The following is a 19,054-nucleotide window of genomic DNA, read 5'->3' on the forward strand; positions in this document are numbered from 1 at the left end:
TGCAGCAGGTGGCGCCGGAGCGCATCGAGCTGTTCCGCATGCTGGGCGCCACGCGCATGCAGACGCTGTGGCGCCTGAAGCTCCCGTCGGGCCTGCCGGGCATCCTGGCCGGCCTGCGCGTGGCCGTCGTGCTGGCGCTGATCGGCGCCGTGGTCGGCGAATTCATCGGCACCAACCAGGGCCTGGGCGCGCTGATCATCGCGTCGCAGGGAATGATGGACACGCCGCTGATGTTCGCCGTGCTGGTGCTGATCGCCGTGCTCGGCATGCTCGTGTACGAAGCCACGCTCGCCCTCGAGCGCTGGCTGCTGTTGCCCTACACCAGGGCGTCTTGAGGAAACGAAGATGACGAAGACCACCACCCGCCGCACCGTGCTCGCCGCCGGCGCTTCCCTGCTGGCCCTGCCGGCCGTCTCCTGGGGCCAGGCCGCCGCACCGGCGGACAAGGTCACGGTGGCCGGCTGGAGCAAGGCCATCACCGAGGTCATGCCGCTGCTGGTCGAGGAGGACAAGGGCTTCTACAAGGCCCACGGCATCGACCTCGCGTACGTGCCGGGCGCGGGCGGCGGCGACGCCATCCGCAACATCCTGTCGGGCCAGGCCGACGTCGCCTTCACCGACCCGGGATCGTTCTTCGCCGCGCTCGACAAGGGCGAGAAGCTGCGCGCGATCTACGACATCTATCCGCAGAACGTGTTCAACGTGGTGGCGCTGAAGAAGAGCGGCATCACCAGGCCGGCTGACCTCAAGGGCAAGAAGATCGGCGTCTACAGCCTGTCCAGCGGCACGCGGCAGAACCTGCTGGTGCTGCTGCACCAGGCCGGCCTGGCCGAGTCGGACGTGACCATCGTGGTGACCGGCGTGCTCAATTTCGCGCCGCTGCTGCAGGGGCAGGTCGACGCCACCGCCGCCACCGACACCGGGCTGGCGATCGGCCGGCGGCGCGGCATCGGCGAGGTCGACGTGATGGAGGTGGGCCGCTACCTGAACGTGTCGAGCGACCTCTTCGTCGTGCGCGAGGACGTGTTCCGGCAGCAGCAGCCGGTGCTCAAACGCTTCCTGAAGGCCTATCGCGACAGCGCCGCCTGGATGATCGCCAAGCCCGAGGAGGCGGCGCAGCTGGCGGCCAAGCGGGCGATCGACGGGACCGATCCCGCGCTCAATCTGGAGATCGTCAAACTGCGCAACGCGGCCAGCGTGTCCGACCTGACGCGCCAGAAGGGGCTCGGCGCGATGGACCTGGTCTCGCTGCAGAAGGCCGCCGACGCCTACCGGCAGCTCGGCCTGATCGGCCGGCCGATCAAGGTGGCCGAGGTGACCAGCCAGGACCTGCTGCCGGGGCGGGCCCAGCCATGATGTTCCAGGGCAAGGTGGTGCTGGTGACGGGCGCGAGCCGCGGCGTCGGCGCCGCGATCGCGCGGGCCTTCGGCGCGCAGGGCGCCACGGTCATCGTCAACTACCTGAGCAACGACCGCGCCGCGGCCGAAGTGGTGGCCGACTGCCAGGCCGCCGGCGGCGACGCCTGGGCGGTGCAGGCCGACGTCGGCTCGCCCGAGGCGGTGGAGCGCATGATGGGGCAGGCGCTGGCGGAGGTCGGGCCGGTCGACGTGCTGGTCAACAACGCCTTTCGCGCCTACTCGTTCGATCCCGAGCAGCGCCGCCGCTTCGGCGAGCTGGCCTGGGGCGACTACCTGTCCCAGTTCGAAGGCTCGGTCGGTGCGGCGTACCACATGTGCCAGGCGGTGCTGCCGCACTTCGCCCGCCAGGCGCGCGGCAGCATCGTCAACATCGTCACCGACCTGGTCGAGCGGCCGCTGGTGCCGTACCACGACTACACGACGGCGAAGACGGCGCTGGTCGGCTTCAGCCGCAACCTCGCCACCGAGCTCGGGCCGCTGGGCGTGCGGGTCAACTGCGTCGCGCCCGGCCTGGTCTATCCGACCCAGGCCAGCGGCGACACCCGCGCGCACTTCCGCGAATCGATCATCGCGGCGACGCCGCTGCGGCGACTGGCGCGGCCGGAGGACGTGGCCGGCCCGGTGCTGTTCCTGGCCTCCGAGTGGAGCGGCTTCGTGACCGGCCAGGTGCTGTTCGTCGACGGCGGCCTGGTGATGCGATGAACGAAGGAACACGGCCCATGGACGAATCCGCGGAGCTGGAAGTGGCGCTGGACGGACGGGCGCACCGGGTGCCGCGGGGCACCACGCTGGCGGCGCTGGTGGGCCAGCTGGGCCACCAGCCGGAGCAGGTGACGACGGCGGTCAACGGCACCTTCGTGCGGCGCGAGGCGCGCGCCGGCTGCGTGCTGCAGGCCGGCGACGCGGTGCTGCTGTTCCAGCCCATCGTGGGCGGCTGAATCGATCTTGGAAGGAAATGAAATGAACCAGCAGATGGGCGCCGACGCATGGCGCGTGGGCGATGTGGTGCTCGGCAGCCGTTTCCTGCTCGGCACCTCGCGCTATCCGAGCCCGCAGGCGCTGCGCGAGGCGATCGCCGCGGCCGGCGCGCAGGTCCTGACCGTGGGCCTGAAACGGGCGCTGGAGGCCGGCAGCGACGACGGCTTCGTGGTGGCCGTGCGCGAGACCGTGGCGCAGGGCGGCCACCGGCTGCTGCCGAACACGGCCGGCTGCTACAGCGCCCGCGAGGCGGTGCAGGTATCGCACATGGCACGCGAGCTGTACGGCACGTCCTGGGTCAAGCTCGAAGTGATCGGCGACCGGCGCACCCTGCAGCCCGACATGTTCGAAACCATCGTGGCGGCCAGGGAGCTGGTGCGCGAAGGCTTCGTCGTCTTTCCGTACTGCAGCGACGACCTGGTGGGCTGCCGCCGGCTGCTGGACGCGGGCTGCCCCGTGCTGATGCCCTGGGGCGCGCCGATCGGCTCGGGGCAGGGGCTCAACAATCCGTTCGCGCTGCGCACCCTGCGCGAGGCGCTGCCCGACGCGACGCTGATCGTGGACGCGGGGCTGGGCGCGCCGTCGCATGCGGCGCGCGCGATGGAGCTCGGTTTCGACGCGGTGCTGCTGAACACCGCCGTCGCCCAGGCGGGCGATCCGGCGGCCATGGCCCGCGCCTTCCGGCTGGCGATCGAAGGCGGCCGGCTGGCGCGCCGCGCCGGCGTCATCGCCACCCGTGACTTCGCCGTGCCGAGCACGCCGGTGGCGCCCGGGCCGGTGCTGGGCGAGGCCGCGCCATGAACGCTTCGCACGCGGCGCTGCTGCTCGGGGATCGCCCGGCGGCGCTGGCGGCGGGCCCGGTGGTGGCCACGCTGGCCGAGGCCCGGCAATGGTGCGGCCAGGGCGTCGCCGCGCCGGCCGCGGCGCGCTGCCTGCGCGAGTCCGGCGCGCCGGCGGTGTGCATCGTCGACTTCGAGGGCGGCAGCGGCCTGCACTGGCTCGACACCCCGCATGCGCGCGGCTGGCTGGCGCCGGCGCGGGCCGGCGGCGCTGCGCCCGGCTTCGCGCGGGAATGGTCGGCCGCGCTGGCGCGCGGCTTCGTCGCCGCCGATGCCGCCGTGATCGCGCTGATGGCGTGCGCGGCCGGCGCCGATGCGCTGCGCGACGGCAGCTTCATGACCGATCCGCCACTGCTGCCGCGGCTGTCGTGGGGCGAGGCCGCGCGCTTCGGCGAGCGCGGCGCCGGCAGCGCCCGGCCCATCGGCCTGTACCCGTTGGTCGACAGCGCACAGCGGGTGGCGCAGGCGCTGGCGGCCGGCATCACGACCATCCAGCTGCGCATCAAACGGCCGCCGCTCCCCGATGGCGCCTGGGAGGCGACGCTGCGGCGCGAAGTCGAGGGCAGCCTCGCGGCCTGCCGCCAGGCCGGCGCCGAACTGTACGTCAACGACCATTGGCGGCTGGCGCTCGAACTCGGCGCGTTCGGCGTGCACCTCGGCCAGGAAGACCTGGTGGCGCTCGGCGAGGACGATCGCGCGGCGCTGCTGGCCGGCGGCATCGCGCTCGGCGTCAGCTCGCACAGCCTGTGGGAGCTGTGCCGCGCCGCGGCGCTGGCGCCGCGCTACGTCGCCTGCGGCCCGGTGTGGCCGACGCAGACCAAGGACATGCCCTGGCTGCCGCAGGGCCTGGACAACCTCGCCTGGTGGTGCCGGATGGCGCCGGCGCCGGTGGTGGCGATCGGCGGAATCCTGGGCCCCGAGCAGGTGCGGCAGGCCGCGCGCAGCGGCGCCGATGGCGTCTGCATCGTGCGCGGCCTGGGCGAGCAGCCACGGCAAACCGTGCCGCCGTTGCAGGCCGCGCTCGAGGCCGGCCGGCGCGAGCATGCTGCGGCCCCGCCGCCGCCCGCCTGGCCGCATCCGAGCCTGGCGCCTGCGCACTGAGGCCGGGCAGCCGCGTTCACGCCTCTTCGCCCGGCTCGGCCGGCGGTCGTGCGGCCGGCGGCACGATCGGCAGTTGGGGGTCGGCCGCAGCGGCCGGCGGTTGCGACTCGCCCGGCGCGCCGGCGCCCGTGTTCACCTTGGCCCGCAGCGAGGCCAGCAGGTAGGGCAGGACGCTTTCCGAGCCCCGCCCCGAACGCCGGCCCGGCCGCCGCGCCTCAGTGGTTGCCTTTGTCGCTTTGCCCTAGGTATTCGCGGACCTTGTCCGCGCGATCGCCGACGGCCTGCACCGCTTCCTTCACCCGCTCGGGGGTGGTGTGCATGCTCTTGGCCCAGTCGCGCAGCTCGTAGTCCTGGTGGACGTTGATGCGGTCCCGGTCCTGGCCCTGCGACTTGCTCTTGTTGTCGGACATGGGTAGCTCCTGTTCGAGTTCGGGTGAGAGTCATCCTAGGAAGCGTCCGCAAGCGCTGCTGTAGGACACAGCCTTGGAACCGGCGCCGAAGATGGCCCGCGGTCGAGCCATCGCCGGCCGGGCTGCCCTCGCCCCCGGGCCGCTCGCCCGGCGGTCGCTCATTCGGCCACCGCGAACCACAACGCCAGCAGCGCGCCGATCGCCGCCGGGATGCCGTAGCGCTCCCAGGGCGAGACCTCGTCGCCGGCGATGACTTCCACCGGCACCGGGGTGCGCTCCAGCACGCGATTGGTGACCGAGTTCTCCACCAGGCGCGTCAGCGAGTTCTTGCGCGACGTGCCCAGCACGATCTCGTCGCAGCGCAGCCGCCTGGCCGCGGCGACGATGCAGTCGACCTGGTCGCCCACCTCCATGTGCACGGCGTACGGCACGCCGAACTTGTCGAGGATGGCCCGCGAGGGCGCCAGCGCCTTCTCGGACTCCTCGCGGTGCCATTCGCGCAGGCCGCGCCTGGACACGAAGTGGGTGACATAGCGGCTGAAGGGATGCTGCACGTTGAGCAGGTGCACTTCCAGCGTGCTGTCGTTCATGAAGCGCCGCACGACGTGCTGCGCCGCGTACTGGGCGCTGTGCGATGCGGCAACGGGGATGAGGACTCTCATGACTGCACCTCCTTGTGACGTGCGAATGGCCGGGGCCCCGGCTGGTGCGAGGCGCTGCGCCGCGGTGGCCGCTTCCGGTGGCGGCTCGCGCCGGCGCGCGCCCGACCGGCGGAAGTAGGCCTTGAGCAGTTCCATGGCGAGCGGGGCGGCCAGGCAGAACGGCAGGATCAGCAGCCAGTCGTCCGGGCCGAGCGGCACGGTGTCGAAGAACGGCTGCAGGAACGGCAGGTACACCACCAGCAGCACCAGCAGCAGCGAGACGGCCACCGCCCACACCATCCAGCGGTTGGACGCGAAGCCGATCGCGGCGATGCTGTGGTACTCCGAGCGGGCGGTGAAGGCCCGCAGCAGCTCGGAGCAGCAGAGGGTGACGAAGGCGATCGTCTGGGCCGCCTCGACCTGCCCGGGATAGCGCTGCAGCGCGATGAAGAAGGCGCCCAGCACGGCCATGGCGTCCACCAGCGCCACCACCCCGATGCCGATCGCCATGTCGCGGTTGATGACGTGCTCGCGCGGCGAGCGCGGCGGCTGCTTCATGATGTCCGGGTCGCCTTTCTCCAGGCCCAGCGCCAGGGCGGGCGCGCCGTCGCTCACCAGGTTCAGCCACAGCAGCTGCACCGGGCGCAGCGGAATCGGGATGCCGAACAACATGGCGCCGAAGACGATCAGGATCTCGCCGACGTTGCACGCGAGCAGGAAGTACACGAACTTGCGGATGTTGGAGTAGATGATGCGGCCCTGCTCGACGGCCGCGACGATGCTCGCGAAGTTGTCGTCGGTGAGCACCATGTCGGCCGTCTGCTTGGCCACGTCGGTGCCGGTGATCCCCATGGCCACGCCGATGTTGGCCCGCTTGAGCGCCGGCGCGTCGTTCACGCCGTCGCCGGTCATGGCCACCACGTGGCCGCGCGACTTGAGCGCCTCCACGATCCGCGTTTTGTGCTGCGGCGAGACCCGGCAGCAGACGTCGAGCCGGTCGGCCGTGTCGGCCAGTTCCTGGTCGCTCATCGCGTCGAGCTCGGCGCCGGTCAGCACCAGCCCGCCCGGCGTCAGCAACCCGATCTCGCGGGCGATCGCCTGCGCGGTGTCCTTGTAGTCGCCGGTGACCATGATGCTCTTCAGGCCGGCGCCGCGCGCCACCTTCAGCGCTTCGACCACCTCCGGCCGCGCCGGGTCCATCATGCCCAGCAGGCCGACGAACACCAGCTCGCGCTCCACCGTCGCGGGGTCGGCGCCGTCCGGCACCGCCTCCAGCTCGCGATAGGCGACGGCCAGCACGCGCAGCGCCTCGCCCGCCATGGCGCGGTTCTGGCCGAGGATGGTTTCGCGCAGCGCCGGCGTCAGCGCCACCGGCTGGCCGTCCTGCACCGCCCGCGTGCACAGGTCCAGCACCACGTCGGGGGCGCCCTTGACGAACGCCAGCACCGCCGGCGCGCTGCCGCCGCGGCGGTGGATGGTCGTCATGCGCTTGCGCTCCGAATCGAACGGAATCTCCTGTACCCGGGGCCAGATCGCGTCCAGGTCCTCGCGCTGGAAGCCGGCCTTGAGCGCGGCGACCGCCATCGCCGCCTCGGTCGGGTCGCCGACGATGCGCCACGAGGGCGTGCCCTGGCCGTTGTCCAGGCGCTCCTCCAGCCGCGCGTCGTTGCACAGCAGCGCGCCCTCCAGCAGCCGCGCCGCGTCGGCATGGCTGCGCGGGTCGAACGGGCGGCGGTCGACGAAGAACTGGCCGCTGGGCGCATAGCCCTCGCCGGTGATGCGCATCCGCCGGCCGCCGGTCCAGCCCTGCACCACGGTCATCTCGTTCTGGGTCAGCGTGCCGGTCTTGTCGGAGCAGACCACGGTGGCGCAACCCAGCGTCTCCACCGCCGGCAGCTTCCGGATCAGGGCGTGGTGCCTGATCATGCGCTGCATGCCCAGCGCCAGGCAGATGGTCACGATGGCCGGCAGGCCCTCGGGCACGGCGGCGATGGCCAGGCTCACCGCCACCATGAACAGGTTGACGATGTCCTTCTTCTCGGCCTCCAGGTAGGCGAGAAAGCCGTTCTGGAAGGCGGCCGCCAGGTGGGTGTCGCGGAACAGCCCGTAGATGAACACCACGGCACAGATCGCCAGGCAGGCGGTCCCCAGCACCTGGCCCAGGTGCGCCAGCTTGCGCTGCAAGGGGGTGTCCTCGTCCTCGAAGGACTGCAGCATCTCGGCGATCAAGCCGATCTGCGTGTTCATGCCGGTGGCGGTGACGAGCCCGCGCCCGCGCCCGTAGCTGACGAGCGTGCCCATGAAGGCGGTGTTGGTGCGGTCGCCCAGGGGGATGTCCCGGTCCAGCACCACGCCGGCGTTCTTGTCCACCGGCACCGACTCGCCGGTGAGCGATGCCTCTTCGATCTTCAGATTCACCGTTTGCACCAGGCGCAGGTCGGCGGGCACGAAGTTGCCGGCCTCCAGCAGCACGATGTCGCCCGCCACCAGCTCGCGGCTGGGCACGACCAGCTGGTGGCCGTCGCGCACCACCGCGGCATTGGGCGCGGCCATCTTCTTGAGCGCCGCCAGGGCCTGCTCGGCCTTGGATTCCTGGATCACGCCCACCACCGCGTTCAGCGCCACGATGAACATGATCGCGATCGAGTCGACGTATTCGCCCAGCGCCAGCGACACCAGCGCGGCCACCATCAGGATGATCACCAGGTAGTTGTCGAACTGCTGCCACAGCAGCGCCAGGAAGCCGGGACGCGGCCGCTCCTGCAGCTCGTTCGGGCCGTGGTCCCGCAGCCGGGCCTGGGCGTCGGCCGAGCCGAGGCCAAGCTCCAGATGGGTCTGGAAATCGCTCACCAGCTGCTCGACCGGTTTGCCGTGCGAATCCTTGTCATGCATCGTCCGTCTCCCATCGGTTGCCCTGCAGCCAATGATTGGCGGCGCAAGCGCGGATGAAAAATTGAACCTGTTGACTGCCTGGTTCACGAAAGCGGAAGCCAGCGCACGGCACGTGACGGTGATGGTTACGATTCTTGAAGGATCGGCCCCGCGCCGGCGATTGACCGCGGCCGGGGTCTTTGCTACAAGAGGACGTGTCCGGCGAAGAGCCGGACCGACTCCTCCAAAGGGGAGTAGCCCCGGCGGTCCACGGGCCGTCACGCCGCAATCGTCAAGACGGGCGAAAGCCCCGGTTGCGGCGGCACCGCGCGACGCGGTGTGGCGGCGAGACCTTTGCCCGACGGGCGAGGGCGTTCCGCGCCGAGCGGACCCTCATCCAAGAGGTGAAGGGCCGCTGCCGGCGCAGCGGTCATGGCAGCGGTTTTGTCCGGAGGCAGCCATGACGACACAAGCCATCAGGCGCTACCTGAAGCACGGCACCTTGCCGCAGCTGCGGGTGTTCGAGGCCAGCGTCCGGCTCGGCAGCCTGGCGCGCGCAGCCGAGGAGCTGCACATGGCGCCGCCCACGGCGTCGGTGCAGATCAAGAAGCTGAGCGAAACGGTCGGCTCGCCCTTGCTGGAGCAGGTGGGCAAGCGGATGTACCCCACGGACGTCGGCCGGCGCGTCTACGAAGGCTGCGGCGAGGTCTTTCGGGCGTTCGACGCGCTGGAAGAGGCGCTGCACGACATGCGCACGCTCGACGCCGGCGAGCTGCGCATCGCCGTGACGACCACCGCGCGCTACTTCGCGCCGCGCCTGCTGGGCGCGTTCGCGCAGCGGCACCCCGGCATCCGGACGGCCATGCACGTGGCCAACAGCGCCGAGCTGGCCGAGCGCCTGCACCGCAACGAGGACGACGTGTACCTGGTGGCCGACATGCCGGCGACGGCCGACGTCGTGGCCCAGTCGGTCGTCGCCAACCCGCTGGTGGTGATGGCCCGCGCCGATCACCCGCTGGCCGGCGAGCGCGGCATCCCGTTTCGCCTGTTCGCACGCGAGCCGTTCCTGATGCGCGAGCCCGGATCGGGCACGCGCGCCGCCGCGTTGCGGGCCTTCGCCGCGCACGGGCTGGCGCCCAGGACGCGCATGGAGCTGGGCAGCAACGAGGCGATCCGCGAGGCGATCCTCGCCGGCATGGGCGTGGCGATCCTCTCGCGCTACACGCTCGGGATCGAAGCGCCACCGGCCGGGCTCGCCTGCCTGGACGTGGACGGCTTTCCGATCGAGAGCCACTGGCAGTTCGCCTATCCGCTGGGCAAGCATCTGTCCGCCGCGGCGCGCTCGTTCCTCGAGTTCGCCCGCGCGCAAGCGCGCACGCTGGCGCGCGAGGCGCCGGGGACGTGAGGGCGGCCGGCCGGACCGCGCCTACGCCGCGCCTTCCTTGCCTGACGCTTCGGCCGGCGCCTGGGTCCCGCGCTGCGCCTTCTGCCGGGCCAGCTTGTCGCTGCGGTGCATGGCGTGCTGCGCCGCCTGCGAGCCGTGCTCGTCGGCGAAGGCCTTGGTGAACTCGGCGCCCAGCAGGAAGATCTGCGCCGCGTAGTAGACCCACGCCAGCAGCACCACCAGCGAGCCCGCGGCGGCGAACGATTGCGTCACGCTGCTCTTGCCCAGGTACAGCCCGATCAGCACCTTGCCGATCTCGAACAGCACGGCCGTCACGCCGGCCCCGATCCACACGTCGCGCCAGGCGATCTCGGCCGACGGCATCAACTTGAAGATCATCGCGAACAGCAGCGTGGCCACGCCGAGCGAGATGACGGTGTTGAGCACCTGCAGCACCGTCTCCCAGGCCGGCAGCAGGCCGCCGAACCAGGTGCCCATCGCCGCCACGCCGGCGCTCACCGCCAGCGACACCATCAGCAGGAAGGCCAGCCCCAGGATCATCCCGAACGACAGCAGCCGGGTGCGCACCATCGCCCACAGGCCCGAGGGCTTCTTCGCCTCCGGCACGTGCCAGATGCGGTCGAGCGCGCTTTGCAGCTCGCCGAACACCGTGGTGGCGCCCACCAGCAGCACGAAGAAGCTGATCAGGCCGGCCACCAGCCCCTTGTCGGTGTCGCTGGCATTGCGCACGAGGCCCTGCACCAGGTTGGCGCCTTCGGCGCCGATCAGGCCCGACAACTGCTGGACGATCGCGCCCTGCACGGCCTCGCGGCCGAAGATGGCGCCGGCCAGGGCGATCACGATCACCAGCAGCGGCGCCAGCGAGAACACCGTGTAGTAGGAGATCGCCGCGCCCATGCTCGGCGCGTAATCGGCCAGCCAGGCCTTGACGGCCTTCGCGAACAACTGGAACACGTGCTTGGGACTGATCATCCGGTCTCTGCCTTGCTGGACGGCCGCGCGGCGCGAGCCTCAACTTTTATAGCAGGGAGCCGCGCCGCGGGGTGGCCGCGGCAAGCAGGTGTCACAAAGCGCTCAGCGCGGCTCGCCGCGCAGGGTCCGCCCGAAGAGGTCGAACAGCTGCTCCCAGTGGCGCTCGGCGGCCGGCCGGTCGTAGCACGCGCGCTGCGGAAAGACGAAGCCGTGCTCCACCTTCGGGTACCACTCGATGCGGTGCGGGGTGCCGGCGGCTTCCAGCGCCGCCCGCAAGCGGTCGACCACCGGCCGAGGCGCCCAGCGGTCGATCTCGGCGCAGGCGAAATAGCTCTCGCACTTGATCCGCGGCGCGACCAGATGCGCCGAATCGGGGCGATCGGTCACGAGGTTGGCGCCGTGGATCGAGGCGATGCTCAGGAACCGCTCCGGGAAGTTGGCCGCCGCGTGCATCACGAAAGGGCCGCTCATGCAGTAGCCGACGGCGCCGATGCGGCTGCCGTCGGCGCAGGGCTGGCCGTCGACGTAGCGCAGCATCGCCTCGGTGTCGCGCACCGTCATCGCGTTGGTCAGCGCGTTCATGTGCTCGAACATCACCGCCAGCTTGGCTTCGGTGCGCTCGGTGAGCCAGAAATCGCGGCTGCGGCGGTAATAGAGGTTGGGCAGCACCACGAAGTATCCGACGCTCGCCAGCCGCCGCGCCATGTCGTGCAGCTCCTCGCGCTTGCCCGGCGCGTCCATGTAAAACAGCACCACCGGATGCGGTCCCATGTTTTGGGGATGGACAACGAAGCTGTTCATTGATCCATCGGCCGTGGGTATGTCGATGTGCGCTTCGATCATGGCTGCTCCGCAAGGGTTGTGTCAGAAAGGCGTCGCCCGCGGCCGCGCGGTGCGCTAGCATACCTGCCGTGTGGAGAACCGGGGAGGACCCGGTTTCCCCGGGCCATGCCGGACACGCGGTGCCTCGCAGGGGACCTGCTCCCCTCGACCAGCAGGCCGTGCCGAAGCCGACAGGCCGCGCGCACTTCGCAGTTTCTGGAGGGGCAATTGTTTTCAGATCGCCGAGGCCTCGGGGCACTCGCGCGCCTCTGGCGCGTCGTGGCTTTCGCGCTGCTGGCCGCCGCCGCCAGCGCCGCCCATGCCGCGACCGAGCCTTCGCTGGTCTGGCCCGAGCGCGGCAACATCGCGGCGCAGTACTGGGTCGACCGCGGCGGCACCGCGACGCTGGAAGAGGCGCGTGCCGCCTTCGACGCCGGCGCCGGCAAGCAGGCCGACCGGCTGCTGATCATGCCGCTGGGCGACGGCCACGCCGTCTGGTACCGCCTGGAGCTGCCGGCCACTGCCATCGCCATGCACGCGGTGCTGGCGCTGCCGTATTCCGGCATCGACCTGGTCGAGTTCTTCGCCGGCGCGAGCGGCGGGCCGCCCCAGCGCGCCGGCGACACGGTGCCGGTGCGCCAGTGGTCGATGCCTTACCTCTATCCGGTGTTCCCGGTCACGGTGGAGGCGGGCGGCAGCCAGGTGGCCTACGCCCGGGTGCTGCACAGCCAGGAGGTGGCGCTGCGCTGGGTGCTGTGGGACGCGCGCGACTTCAACGAATCGTCCAAGCTGTGGCACCTGATCCTGGGCGCCGGGGCCGGCCTCATGCTGCTGGTGTTCCTGCTCAGCGTGGCCAACGGCATCTCCTGGCGCGACCCGATCCACGTCTACTACGCGGTGCACGTGATCCTGATCGGCACCAGCGTCCTGTCGATCACCGGCGTGGCCGGCGAATACCTGTGGCCCGACCACCCGTGGTGGAACGACATCGCCACCGTGGCGGTGCCGGCGGCCGCCCTCGGCTGGATCGGGCTGCTGGTGCGCGAGCTGGTGGCCGAGCGCGGCGGCCGGCTGCTGTCCCGGCTGCTGCTGCTGCACGCGGCGATTTCCGCGGTGATCGTGGCCGACTTCCTGCTCTTCGGCCGCCACCTGTTCTTCCTGCCGAACCTCTATGCGCTGGTCAGCCTCGCCTTCATCCTGGGCGTGCTGGTGTGGTTCTCGGTGCGGCGGCCGAAGGTGGGCCTGTGGGTGCTGGCGGGCATGACGCTGCTGGTGGCCGGCGCGCTCTTTCCGCTGCTGCGCAACCTGGGCGTGCTGCCGCTCACCTTCGCCACCCAGTACGGCCCGCAGGTGGGCAGCGCGCTGGAGATCCCGCTGGTGCTGGTGGGCCTGTACTTCCGCAGCCGTGAGCGGCGCGACAACCACCTGCGGATGGAGTCGCTCTCGCGCACCGACCCGCTGACCGGGGTGGCCAACCACCGGGTCGTGGTGGAGCGGCTGGAGCTGCTGCTGCGGCGGGCGCAGCGCGACCCGCAGCTGGGCGCGGTGCTGCGCATCACCGTCGCCAACCTGGGCCAGATCCGGGGCGAGTACGGGCGCGAGGCGGCCGAAGCCGCGCTGGTGCGCGCCGCCGAGTGCGTGGCCCTGGAGGGGGCGGTGTCTGACCTGGTGGGGCGCGAGCAGGGCGGTGACCTGGTGCTGGTGCTGGAGGGACGGGCGACCCGGCCCCAGGTCACCGAGGCCGGCCGCAACATCATCGCCCGCGGCCTGAAGTTCTCCGGCCGGCTGCCGCCCGGCGTGACGCTGTCGCTGCGGGTGGCCGGCGTCACGGCGCCGTTGCCCGCGACCACCGCCACCGGCTTGCTGGGCACGCTGGGCACCATGCTGCAGGAACTGCAGACCGATCCGGGCCGGCGCGCCATGCGCATCCTGGAGCCGACCGAAAGCGGCAGCGGCCGCGCGGTGCCCGCCGGCGTGCTGTCGGCATCGTCGGAAGCGGCGCGGAACTGATGTGCGGCAAACCTGCATTCCCTTCACGCCGGCCGGCCGCTAGACTGCTGTCGAGCAGCCAGCGTGCTGCGGAGGCACTGACCTTGGGTTCGGATTTGCGAAGACGCCTGTGGCGCCGGCTGTGGCTGATGTTCTGGCTCGCGCTCGGCGCGGCGGCCGGACTGGGCGTGGCCGCCGCGGAGCCGCTGATCGCGTGGCAGGCGCCGGCGGTGCGGGGGCTCGGCTGGGTCGACGGCTCGGGCACCGCGTCGCTGGACGAGGCGCAGGCGGCGTTCGACAGCGGCGCCGGCCACCCGGTCGATCCGTCGGCGGTGGTGCCGCTCGGGCCGGGGGTGGCCGCCTGGTATCGCCTGGCCCTGCCGCCGGTGGCGCAACCCACCCGCGCGGTGCTGCGCCTGGCCTTCGCCGGCACCGACCGGGTCGATCTGTACCGGCCCGGCCCCGGCGGCGGCTGGGACCTGCAGCGCTCGGGCGACGCCGTGCCGATGAGCCAGCGGCCGCTGCGGCACCTTGCCCCCGCCTTCGTGTTCACCATCGACCCCGGCGAGGGCCCGACCTACATGCGAGTGGCCAACGCCCAGCCGATGCGCGTGGAGTGGACGCTGCAGGACGCCGGCTCCTTCGTCGAGAGCGTGAAAGGCTGGCACCTGGCGCTGGGCGCCTACGCCGGCTTCGTGGCGATGGTGGTGCTGCTGAGCCTGTTCAACGCGGTCTCGTGGCGCGACCCGATCCACCTCTATTACGCCGTGCACGTGGTGCTGGTGGGGCTGAGCATCATGGTGCTGACCGGCCTGGCCGCCGAATACCTGTGGCCGGACCACGCCTGGTGGACCGACAAGGCGCCGGTGGTGATCCCGGGCTTGGCCTTCGCCTGGGTCAGCCTGCTGCTGCGCGAACTGGTCGCCGAGCGCGGCGGCAAGCTGGTCTCGGGCCTGCTGCTGGCCAACGTGGTGGTGTCGGTGCTGCTGGTGATCGGCTTCCTGGTGGTCGGGCGCGAGAACGTGTACCGCGCACCCGGCGTGTACGCCGTACCAGGACTGGCCGTCATCGTCGGCGTGGTGTTCTGGTTCGCCCTGCGGCGGCCGTCGGTGGGCCTGTGGATGCTGGGCGGCATGCTGGCCATGGCGCTGGGCGCGCTGCTGCCGCTGCTGAGCAACCTGGGCTTGGTGGCGCGCTCGTTCCTCACCGACCACGGCCCGCAGCTGGGCGGCATGGTGGAAGTGCCGCTGGTGCTGGTGGGCCTGTTCTTCCGCAGCCGCGAGCGGCTCAACAGCCGGCGCCGGCTGGAGGCCATGGCGCACACCGACCCGCTGACCGGGCTGGCCAACCACCGGGTGCTGACGCGCACGCTGGATCAGCTGCTGCGCGCGGCGCGGCGCGACCAGCGCCTGGGCGCGGTGCTGCGCGTGCACGTGGCGAACCTGAACCAGATCACCGGCGAATACGGGCGCGAGGCCGGCGAGGCGGCCCTGGTGCGCGCGGCGGAGTGCGCGGCGCGGGAGGCGCGCGAAGGCGACCTGGTGGCGCGCGAGCCGGCCAGCGACGTGGTGCTGGTGCTGGGCGGCCATCTCACGCAGCAGCAGCTGGCCGAGGCCGGCCGCAACATCATCGCGCGCGGCCTGAAGTATTCGGGCCGGCTGCCGCCGGGCGTGACGCTGAAGCTGCACGTGGCCGGCGTCGGCGCGCCGCTGCCGGACTGCGATGCCGGCAGCCTGCTGCAGGCCCTGGCCCGGCTGCTGCTGGACATCGCCAACGATCCGCAAGGCCGGGCGCTGCGCTTCGCCGGCTCGCCCGACACGTCCTCCTGGGCGCGCTCCTCGCGGCCCCACTCCAGGCCCGAGAGCGCGCAGTGAGCGGCGTGGCCCGCGCCGGCTCGCCTCACCATCCCGCGCGCCGCATCGCCTCCATCACCGTGCCGGCCACGATCCGGTGGCCGGCCGTCGACGGGTGCACGCCGTCCGCGTACAGGTAGGTCAGGTTCGCGTCGCGCTCCACCAACGTCGAGGCATCGCAGAAGATCGATTCCTCGTCCGGCAGCTTCTTCAGGTCGCAGGCCGAATCCAAGCTGTTCTTCAGCCCGAAGCGCTGGGGAGCCTGCCGCGCCTCGCGCAGCACGGCCCCGGCATCGGCGACGGCCACTTGCCGCATCCCGGCCACGCCTCTGGCCACCTCGTCGTTGAACGCCCGGGTCCACGCGGACATCATCGGCCGCTTGGGGCTGCCGAGCGTGGCGGGCGCCTCGCCGTAGTCGTCGATCGTCAGCACCACGACCTTGCCGGCGCCCGCCGCGACGAGACGCGCCACCTCGGCCGCCAGGTCGCGCGCGGCCTCGCGCATCAGTCGCTCGCCGTCAGCGGCGGCCACCGGCGCGCCGAACGTGTGCAGGAACAGGTCGTTGGCGCCGGCCCAGACCAGCACCACGTCGGCCGGCGCGAAGCGGCCGTGCGCCGCCAGGTACGCGCCGACCTGGGCGCGCACCGGCAGGATGGTGTCCGCCGAGCCCGGCCCGGCATTGGCCTCGGTGTTGCGCTTGGCCGTCGGCTGCGCCACCCGGGCCCCGGCCTCGGCGTACCCCAGCCCGCCCAGCCCCGCCGGCGGGGCGCCCCAGCCGGCCCGCCGGTTGGGGCCGATCGACGTCCCGAGGTTGGCCGCCACCACTTCGACCCACAGCGGCCCCGGGTTGGTGGTGAAGCGCCCGGCGGTGCGCACGCCGGGCCGGCGGGCGAAGGTGCCCAGGTCGGTCAGGCTGTCGCCGAACGCGATGACCCGCGGCGCTGATGGCGGCACCGAGGCGCAGCCGGCCGCCAGTGCCGCCGACGCCGCGAGGATCACGGCCGCCGCACGGCGCGCCAGCGCAAGAACTTGAAGCTTCATGGATTCACCTCCAGCCGCGCAGTCTAGCGGCCGGCCGGGCGCCGCCGCCGGGTCCGGGCGGGCGCCCCGTGCGAAGCGCTACCATGCCGTCAGAGATCCGGCCCGACGCCGCCCGTGCACCCACGCATCACGAGACACCCATGCCCTTGAACTTCGCCTCCCGCCTGGACAACGTCGAAACCTCCGCCATCCGCGAGCTGTTCAAGCTGCTCGGCAAGCCCGGCATCATCAGCTTCGCCGGCGGTTTCCCGGATGCCGCGATGTTCGACGTCGAGGGCATCAAGGAGGCCGTCGACACGGCCTTGCAGCGCGAGGCGGGCGGCATGCTGCAGTACGGCGCCACCGAAGGCTACGAGCCGCTGCGCGAGCAACTGAGCCAGTTCATGGCGAGCAAGGGCGTGGCCGTCGCCGCCGACGGCCTGATCGTCACCACCGGCAGCCAGCAGGCGCTGGACCTGATCGGCAAGACCATGATCAGCCCGGGCGACAAGGTGATCGTCGAAGGCCCGACCTTCCTGGCCACCATCCAGTGCTTCCGTCTCTACGGCGCCGACATCATCACGGCGCCGATCGACGAGAACGGCGTGAAGGTCGACGCGCTGGAGCAGCTCATCGCGCAGCACCAACCCAAGTTCGTCTACCTGATTCCGACCTTCGGCAACCCGAGCGGCCGCATGCTGAGCCTGGAGCGGCGCAAGCGCGTGCTGGAACTGGCGGTGAACACCGAGACGCTGATCGTCGAGGACGATCCGTACGGCGACCTGTACTTCGGCGCGCCGCCGCCGCCCTCGATCCTGTCGCTGTGCGCGCAGCAGCCCGGCGCGCGCGAGTGGGTGGCGCACTGCGGCTCCATGAGCAAGGTGCTCAGCCCCGGCCTGCGCGTGGGCTGGCTGATCGCGCAGCCCGAGCTGCTGGCCAAGGCGACCATGTGCAAGCAGTTCAGCGACGCCCACACCAGCACCTTCGCCCAGGCCACCGCGGCGCAGTACCTCAAGTCGGGCCGCATGCCCGCGACGCTGGCGCGCGTGCGCAAGGCCTACGGCGAGCGCGCCGCCGCGATGGGCGCGGCGCTCAAGCGCGAACTGGGCGATGCGATCGAGTTCACCCAGCCGCAAGGCGGCCTGTTCTTCTGGGCCCGCCTCACGGGCGCCAACGGCAAGATCAGCGACGCGAACGAGTTCGCGAAGCGGGCGATCGAGCAGGGCGTGGCGTTTGTGCCCGGCGCGCCGTTCTTCGCTACCAATCCCGATGTGAGCACGCTCCGCCTCAGTTTTGCGACGGCGGATGTGAAGAAGATCGAGGAGGGGGTGGGGAGGTTGGGGAAGGCGGTGGGTGCATGACTTCAATGAGCGCGGCCTCCAAAGCCACTCTAAACGCGCCGCCTAAACGTTCACAGTGATACCGTGCAGCCAAGATTTGACCGATCATCGTCCGCAATTTGATGGGAAACCATGAACTACTCAATTGATGGCTTTTGGAAGACTCGCCTCGCCGGCGTCGTTCGGCAAATGACCGCGCTGCCGATGGCTGGATGGACGTTCAATTCGACAGCCGACGACTCGTACGTGCCGGCGGAGCTGAAACTGCGCGACGGTTTCGACGACCTTAGTCAGCCCGTTTGGCTCATCGGTGCACCGGGCGCGGTCGGCAAGTCCACGCTTGCTAAGGAGATCTGCGCTGCCACTGGAGCGATCTACCTCGATCTCGCTCTCGCGAAAACGGTCGCGGGCAACTATATGGTCGGCGGGTTGGTATATACCCAGGCGTTGTCGGCTTGGACCGGTGGGTCGGCCGCAATCCTAGTTGACGCGCTTGATGAGGCCAGGCTCCGCGTTACCCAGTCAGGGTTCGAGGCGTTCCTCGAAGACGTGGCTGATGTCGCAGCGCTCGGAAAGTTTCCCGTAATCGTCCTAGGGCGCGTTGGGATCATCGAAGAGGCATGGATGATTCTGAACGAGAAGAAGAGATTCGAGCCTCCCATTTTTGATATCGAGCTTTTCGGCCCCACTGAGGCAGAGCAATTTGTTTGGGCTCGGCTATTGAAGCTGTCGGCGCAAAAGCGAGCCGGTGCCCGTGAAACGTTGGAGTATCCGGAGCTTGCACGTTCACTGGATGAGCATGCGTCAACTTACAAAGCGGCGATCACTCAAGTTGTTACGGGCCTGCAGAAGCTTTCTGCGCAAGATGGCAATCGCTTTGTCGGTTATGCGCCCGTCCTCGATGCCGTAGCAAAGGTGATTGCATCGGAGACAAATCCCGCCCGCATTAGCGAGGAAATGCAGCGGGTGCTCGAAGGCAAGGTGCTAAACAGCCTTGCGAAGGAGATTCTACTTAGGGAAAAGTCGAAGCTGGTGACGCAGCTCCGAGCAGCCATGCCTGATATGCCAGGCGGGTTGTATGAGCCTGCGGAACAGCTTGAACGACTCGGAGCGACGCTCTTTGGGAGAAAACAGCCACCAATGCCCAAATCGCTGGCGCCTCAACAGATAGCTATCTACGAGCGTGCCGTAATGGGATTGCTTCCACAACACCCATTTCTTGACGGCGGCGGCCGAGCGCCGTCAAGTGCTGTATTCGCGGCGTGTGTGCTTGCCGATACATTGAAGCGCGGGACCGGCGAGCTTGCGCGGGCTGCTGAGGCTTACGCCAGTTCAGGGCAGCACACACCGAATCCTTTTCTGTATGACTTCTATGAGCCGGGCGCGAGCGTTCC

General features: G+C 70.7%; 16 protein-coding genes. 11 read left to right on the forward strand and 5 right to left on the reverse strand.

The window, feature by feature from the left end; translation table 11 throughout:
* From VNT59_RS02325 to VNT59_RS02350, 6 genes are all read left to right on the forward strand, one after another.
* Positions 1-335 (forward strand): ABC transporter permease (locus VNT59_RS02325; RefSeq protein ID WP_325496240.1); only part of this gene is annotated, 335 nt, incomplete at its 5' end.
* Between the two features lie 10 nt (positions 336-345).
* On the forward strand, positions 346-1,356 hold the full coding sequence (locus VNT59_RS02330; RefSeq protein ID WP_325496241.1) for an ABC transporter substrate-binding protein: 1,011 nt from the start codon (positions 346-348) through the stop codon (positions 1,354-1,356).
* On the forward strand, positions 1,353-2,120 hold the full coding sequence (locus tag VNT59_RS02335) for an SDR family oxidoreductase (RefSeq protein ID WP_325496243.1): 768 nt from the start codon (positions 1,353-1,355) through the stop codon (positions 2,118-2,120). Before VNT59_RS02330 ends, VNT59_RS02335 begins: the two co-directional genes overlap by 4 nt.
* Positions 2,121-2,137: 17 nt before the next feature.
* Positions 2,138-2,356, forward strand: a complete 219-nt coding sequence (gene thiS / locus VNT59_RS02340; protein ID WP_325496245.1) for a sulfur carrier protein ThiS — start codon at positions 2,138-2,140, stop codon at positions 2,354-2,356.
* Between the two features lie 22 nt (positions 2,357-2,378).
* Complete coding sequence (locus VNT59_RS02345; RefSeq protein WP_325496247.1) at positions 2,379-3,197, forward strand: thiazole synthase; 819 nt, start codon at positions 2,379-2,381, stop codon at positions 3,195-3,197.
* A complete protein-coding gene (locus tag VNT59_RS02350; protein WP_325496249.1) occupies positions 3,194-4,336 on the forward strand; it encodes a thiamine phosphate synthase in 1,143 nt (380 codons plus the stop codon). The genes VNT59_RS02345 and VNT59_RS02350 overlap by 4 nt, the downstream gene beginning before the upstream one ends.
* A 215-nt stretch (positions 4,337-4,551) precedes the next feature.
* Here the strand turns inward: VNT59_RS02350 and VNT59_RS02355 are convergent, their stop codons facing one another.
* Together VNT59_RS02355 and VNT59_RS02360 are read right to left on the reverse strand one after the other, a co-directional pair.
* Positions 4,552-4,746 carry a DUF3606 domain-containing protein gene (locus tag VNT59_RS02355; protein ID WP_325496251.1) on the reverse strand — a complete coding sequence of 65 codons (195 nt, stop codon included), beginning with the start codon at positions 4,744-4,746 and terminating at the stop codon, positions 4,552-4,554.
* 158 nt (positions 4,747-4,904) lie between these two features.
* Positions 4,905-8,279 (reverse strand): HAD-IC family P-type ATPase, encoded by a 3,375-nt coding sequence (locus VNT59_RS02360; RefSeq protein ID WP_325496253.1) that lies wholly within the window; start codon positions 8,277-8,279, stop codon positions 4,905-4,907.
* Between the two features lie 439 nt (positions 8,280-8,718).
* Here VNT59_RS02360 and VNT59_RS02365 point away from each other — a divergent pair, with 439 nt between their 5' ends.
* A complete protein-coding gene (locus VNT59_RS02365; protein WP_325496255.1) occupies positions 8,719-9,663 on the forward strand; it encodes a LysR substrate-binding domain-containing protein in 945 nt (314 codons plus the stop codon).
* Positions 9,664-9,684: 21 nt separating this feature from the next.
* On the opposite strand, the gene VNT59_RS02370 is transcribed toward VNT59_RS02365, so the two are convergent.
* Positions 9,685-10,635, reverse strand: coding sequence for a YihY/virulence factor BrkB family protein (locus VNT59_RS02370; protein ID WP_325496257.1), 951 nt, complete (start codon positions 10,633-10,635; stop codon positions 9,685-9,687).
* Positions 10,636-10,737: 102 nt separating this feature from the next.
* Entirely contained in the window at positions 10,738-11,436 is a 699-nt protein-coding gene (locus VNT59_RS02375) for a dienelactone hydrolase family protein (RefSeq protein WP_325496258.1), read from the reverse strand.
* 300 nt (positions 11,437-11,736) lie between these two features.
* Between VNT59_RS02375 and VNT59_RS02380 the strand changes: the two genes are divergently transcribed.
* Together VNT59_RS02380 and VNT59_RS02385 are read left to right on the forward strand one after the other, a co-directional pair.
* On the forward strand, positions 11,737-13,467 hold the full coding sequence (locus VNT59_RS02380) for a 7TM diverse intracellular signaling domain-containing protein (protein ID WP_325496259.1): 1,731 nt from the start codon (positions 11,737-11,739) through the stop codon (positions 13,465-13,467).
* Positions 13,468-13,562: 95 nt separating this feature from the next.
* On the forward strand, positions 13,563-15,320 hold the full coding sequence (locus VNT59_RS02385) for a 7TM diverse intracellular signaling domain-containing protein (RefSeq protein ID WP_325496261.1): 1,758 nt from the start codon (positions 13,563-13,565) through the stop codon (positions 15,318-15,320).
* A gap of 25 nt (positions 15,321-15,345) precedes the next feature.
* Here the strand turns inward: VNT59_RS02385 and VNT59_RS02390 are convergent, their stop codons facing one another.
* The gene (locus VNT59_RS02390; RefSeq protein WP_325496262.1) at positions 15,346-16,341 is read right to left on the reverse strand and encodes an SGNH/GDSL hydrolase family protein; all 996 of its coding nucleotides are present in this window, start codon (positions 16,339-16,341) and stop codon (positions 15,346-15,348) included.
* A gap of 146 nt (positions 16,342-16,487) precedes the next feature.
* Between VNT59_RS02390 and VNT59_RS02395 the strand changes: the two genes are divergently transcribed.
* Positions 16,488-17,681, forward strand: a complete 1,194-nt coding sequence (locus VNT59_RS02395) for a PLP-dependent aminotransferase family protein (protein ID WP_325496265.1) — start codon at positions 16,488-16,490, stop codon at positions 17,679-17,681.
* 111 nt (positions 17,682-17,792) lie between these two features.
* A partial coding sequence (locus tag VNT59_RS02400) for a hypothetical protein (protein ID WP_325496264.1) occupies positions 17,793-19,054 on the forward strand: 1,262 nt, incomplete at its 3' end.

The sequence above is a fragment of the Ramlibacter sp. genome (assembly GCF_035554825.1).
Taxonomy (GTDB): Bacteria; Pseudomonadota; Gammaproteobacteria; order Burkholderiales; family Burkholderiaceae_C; genus Ramlibacter.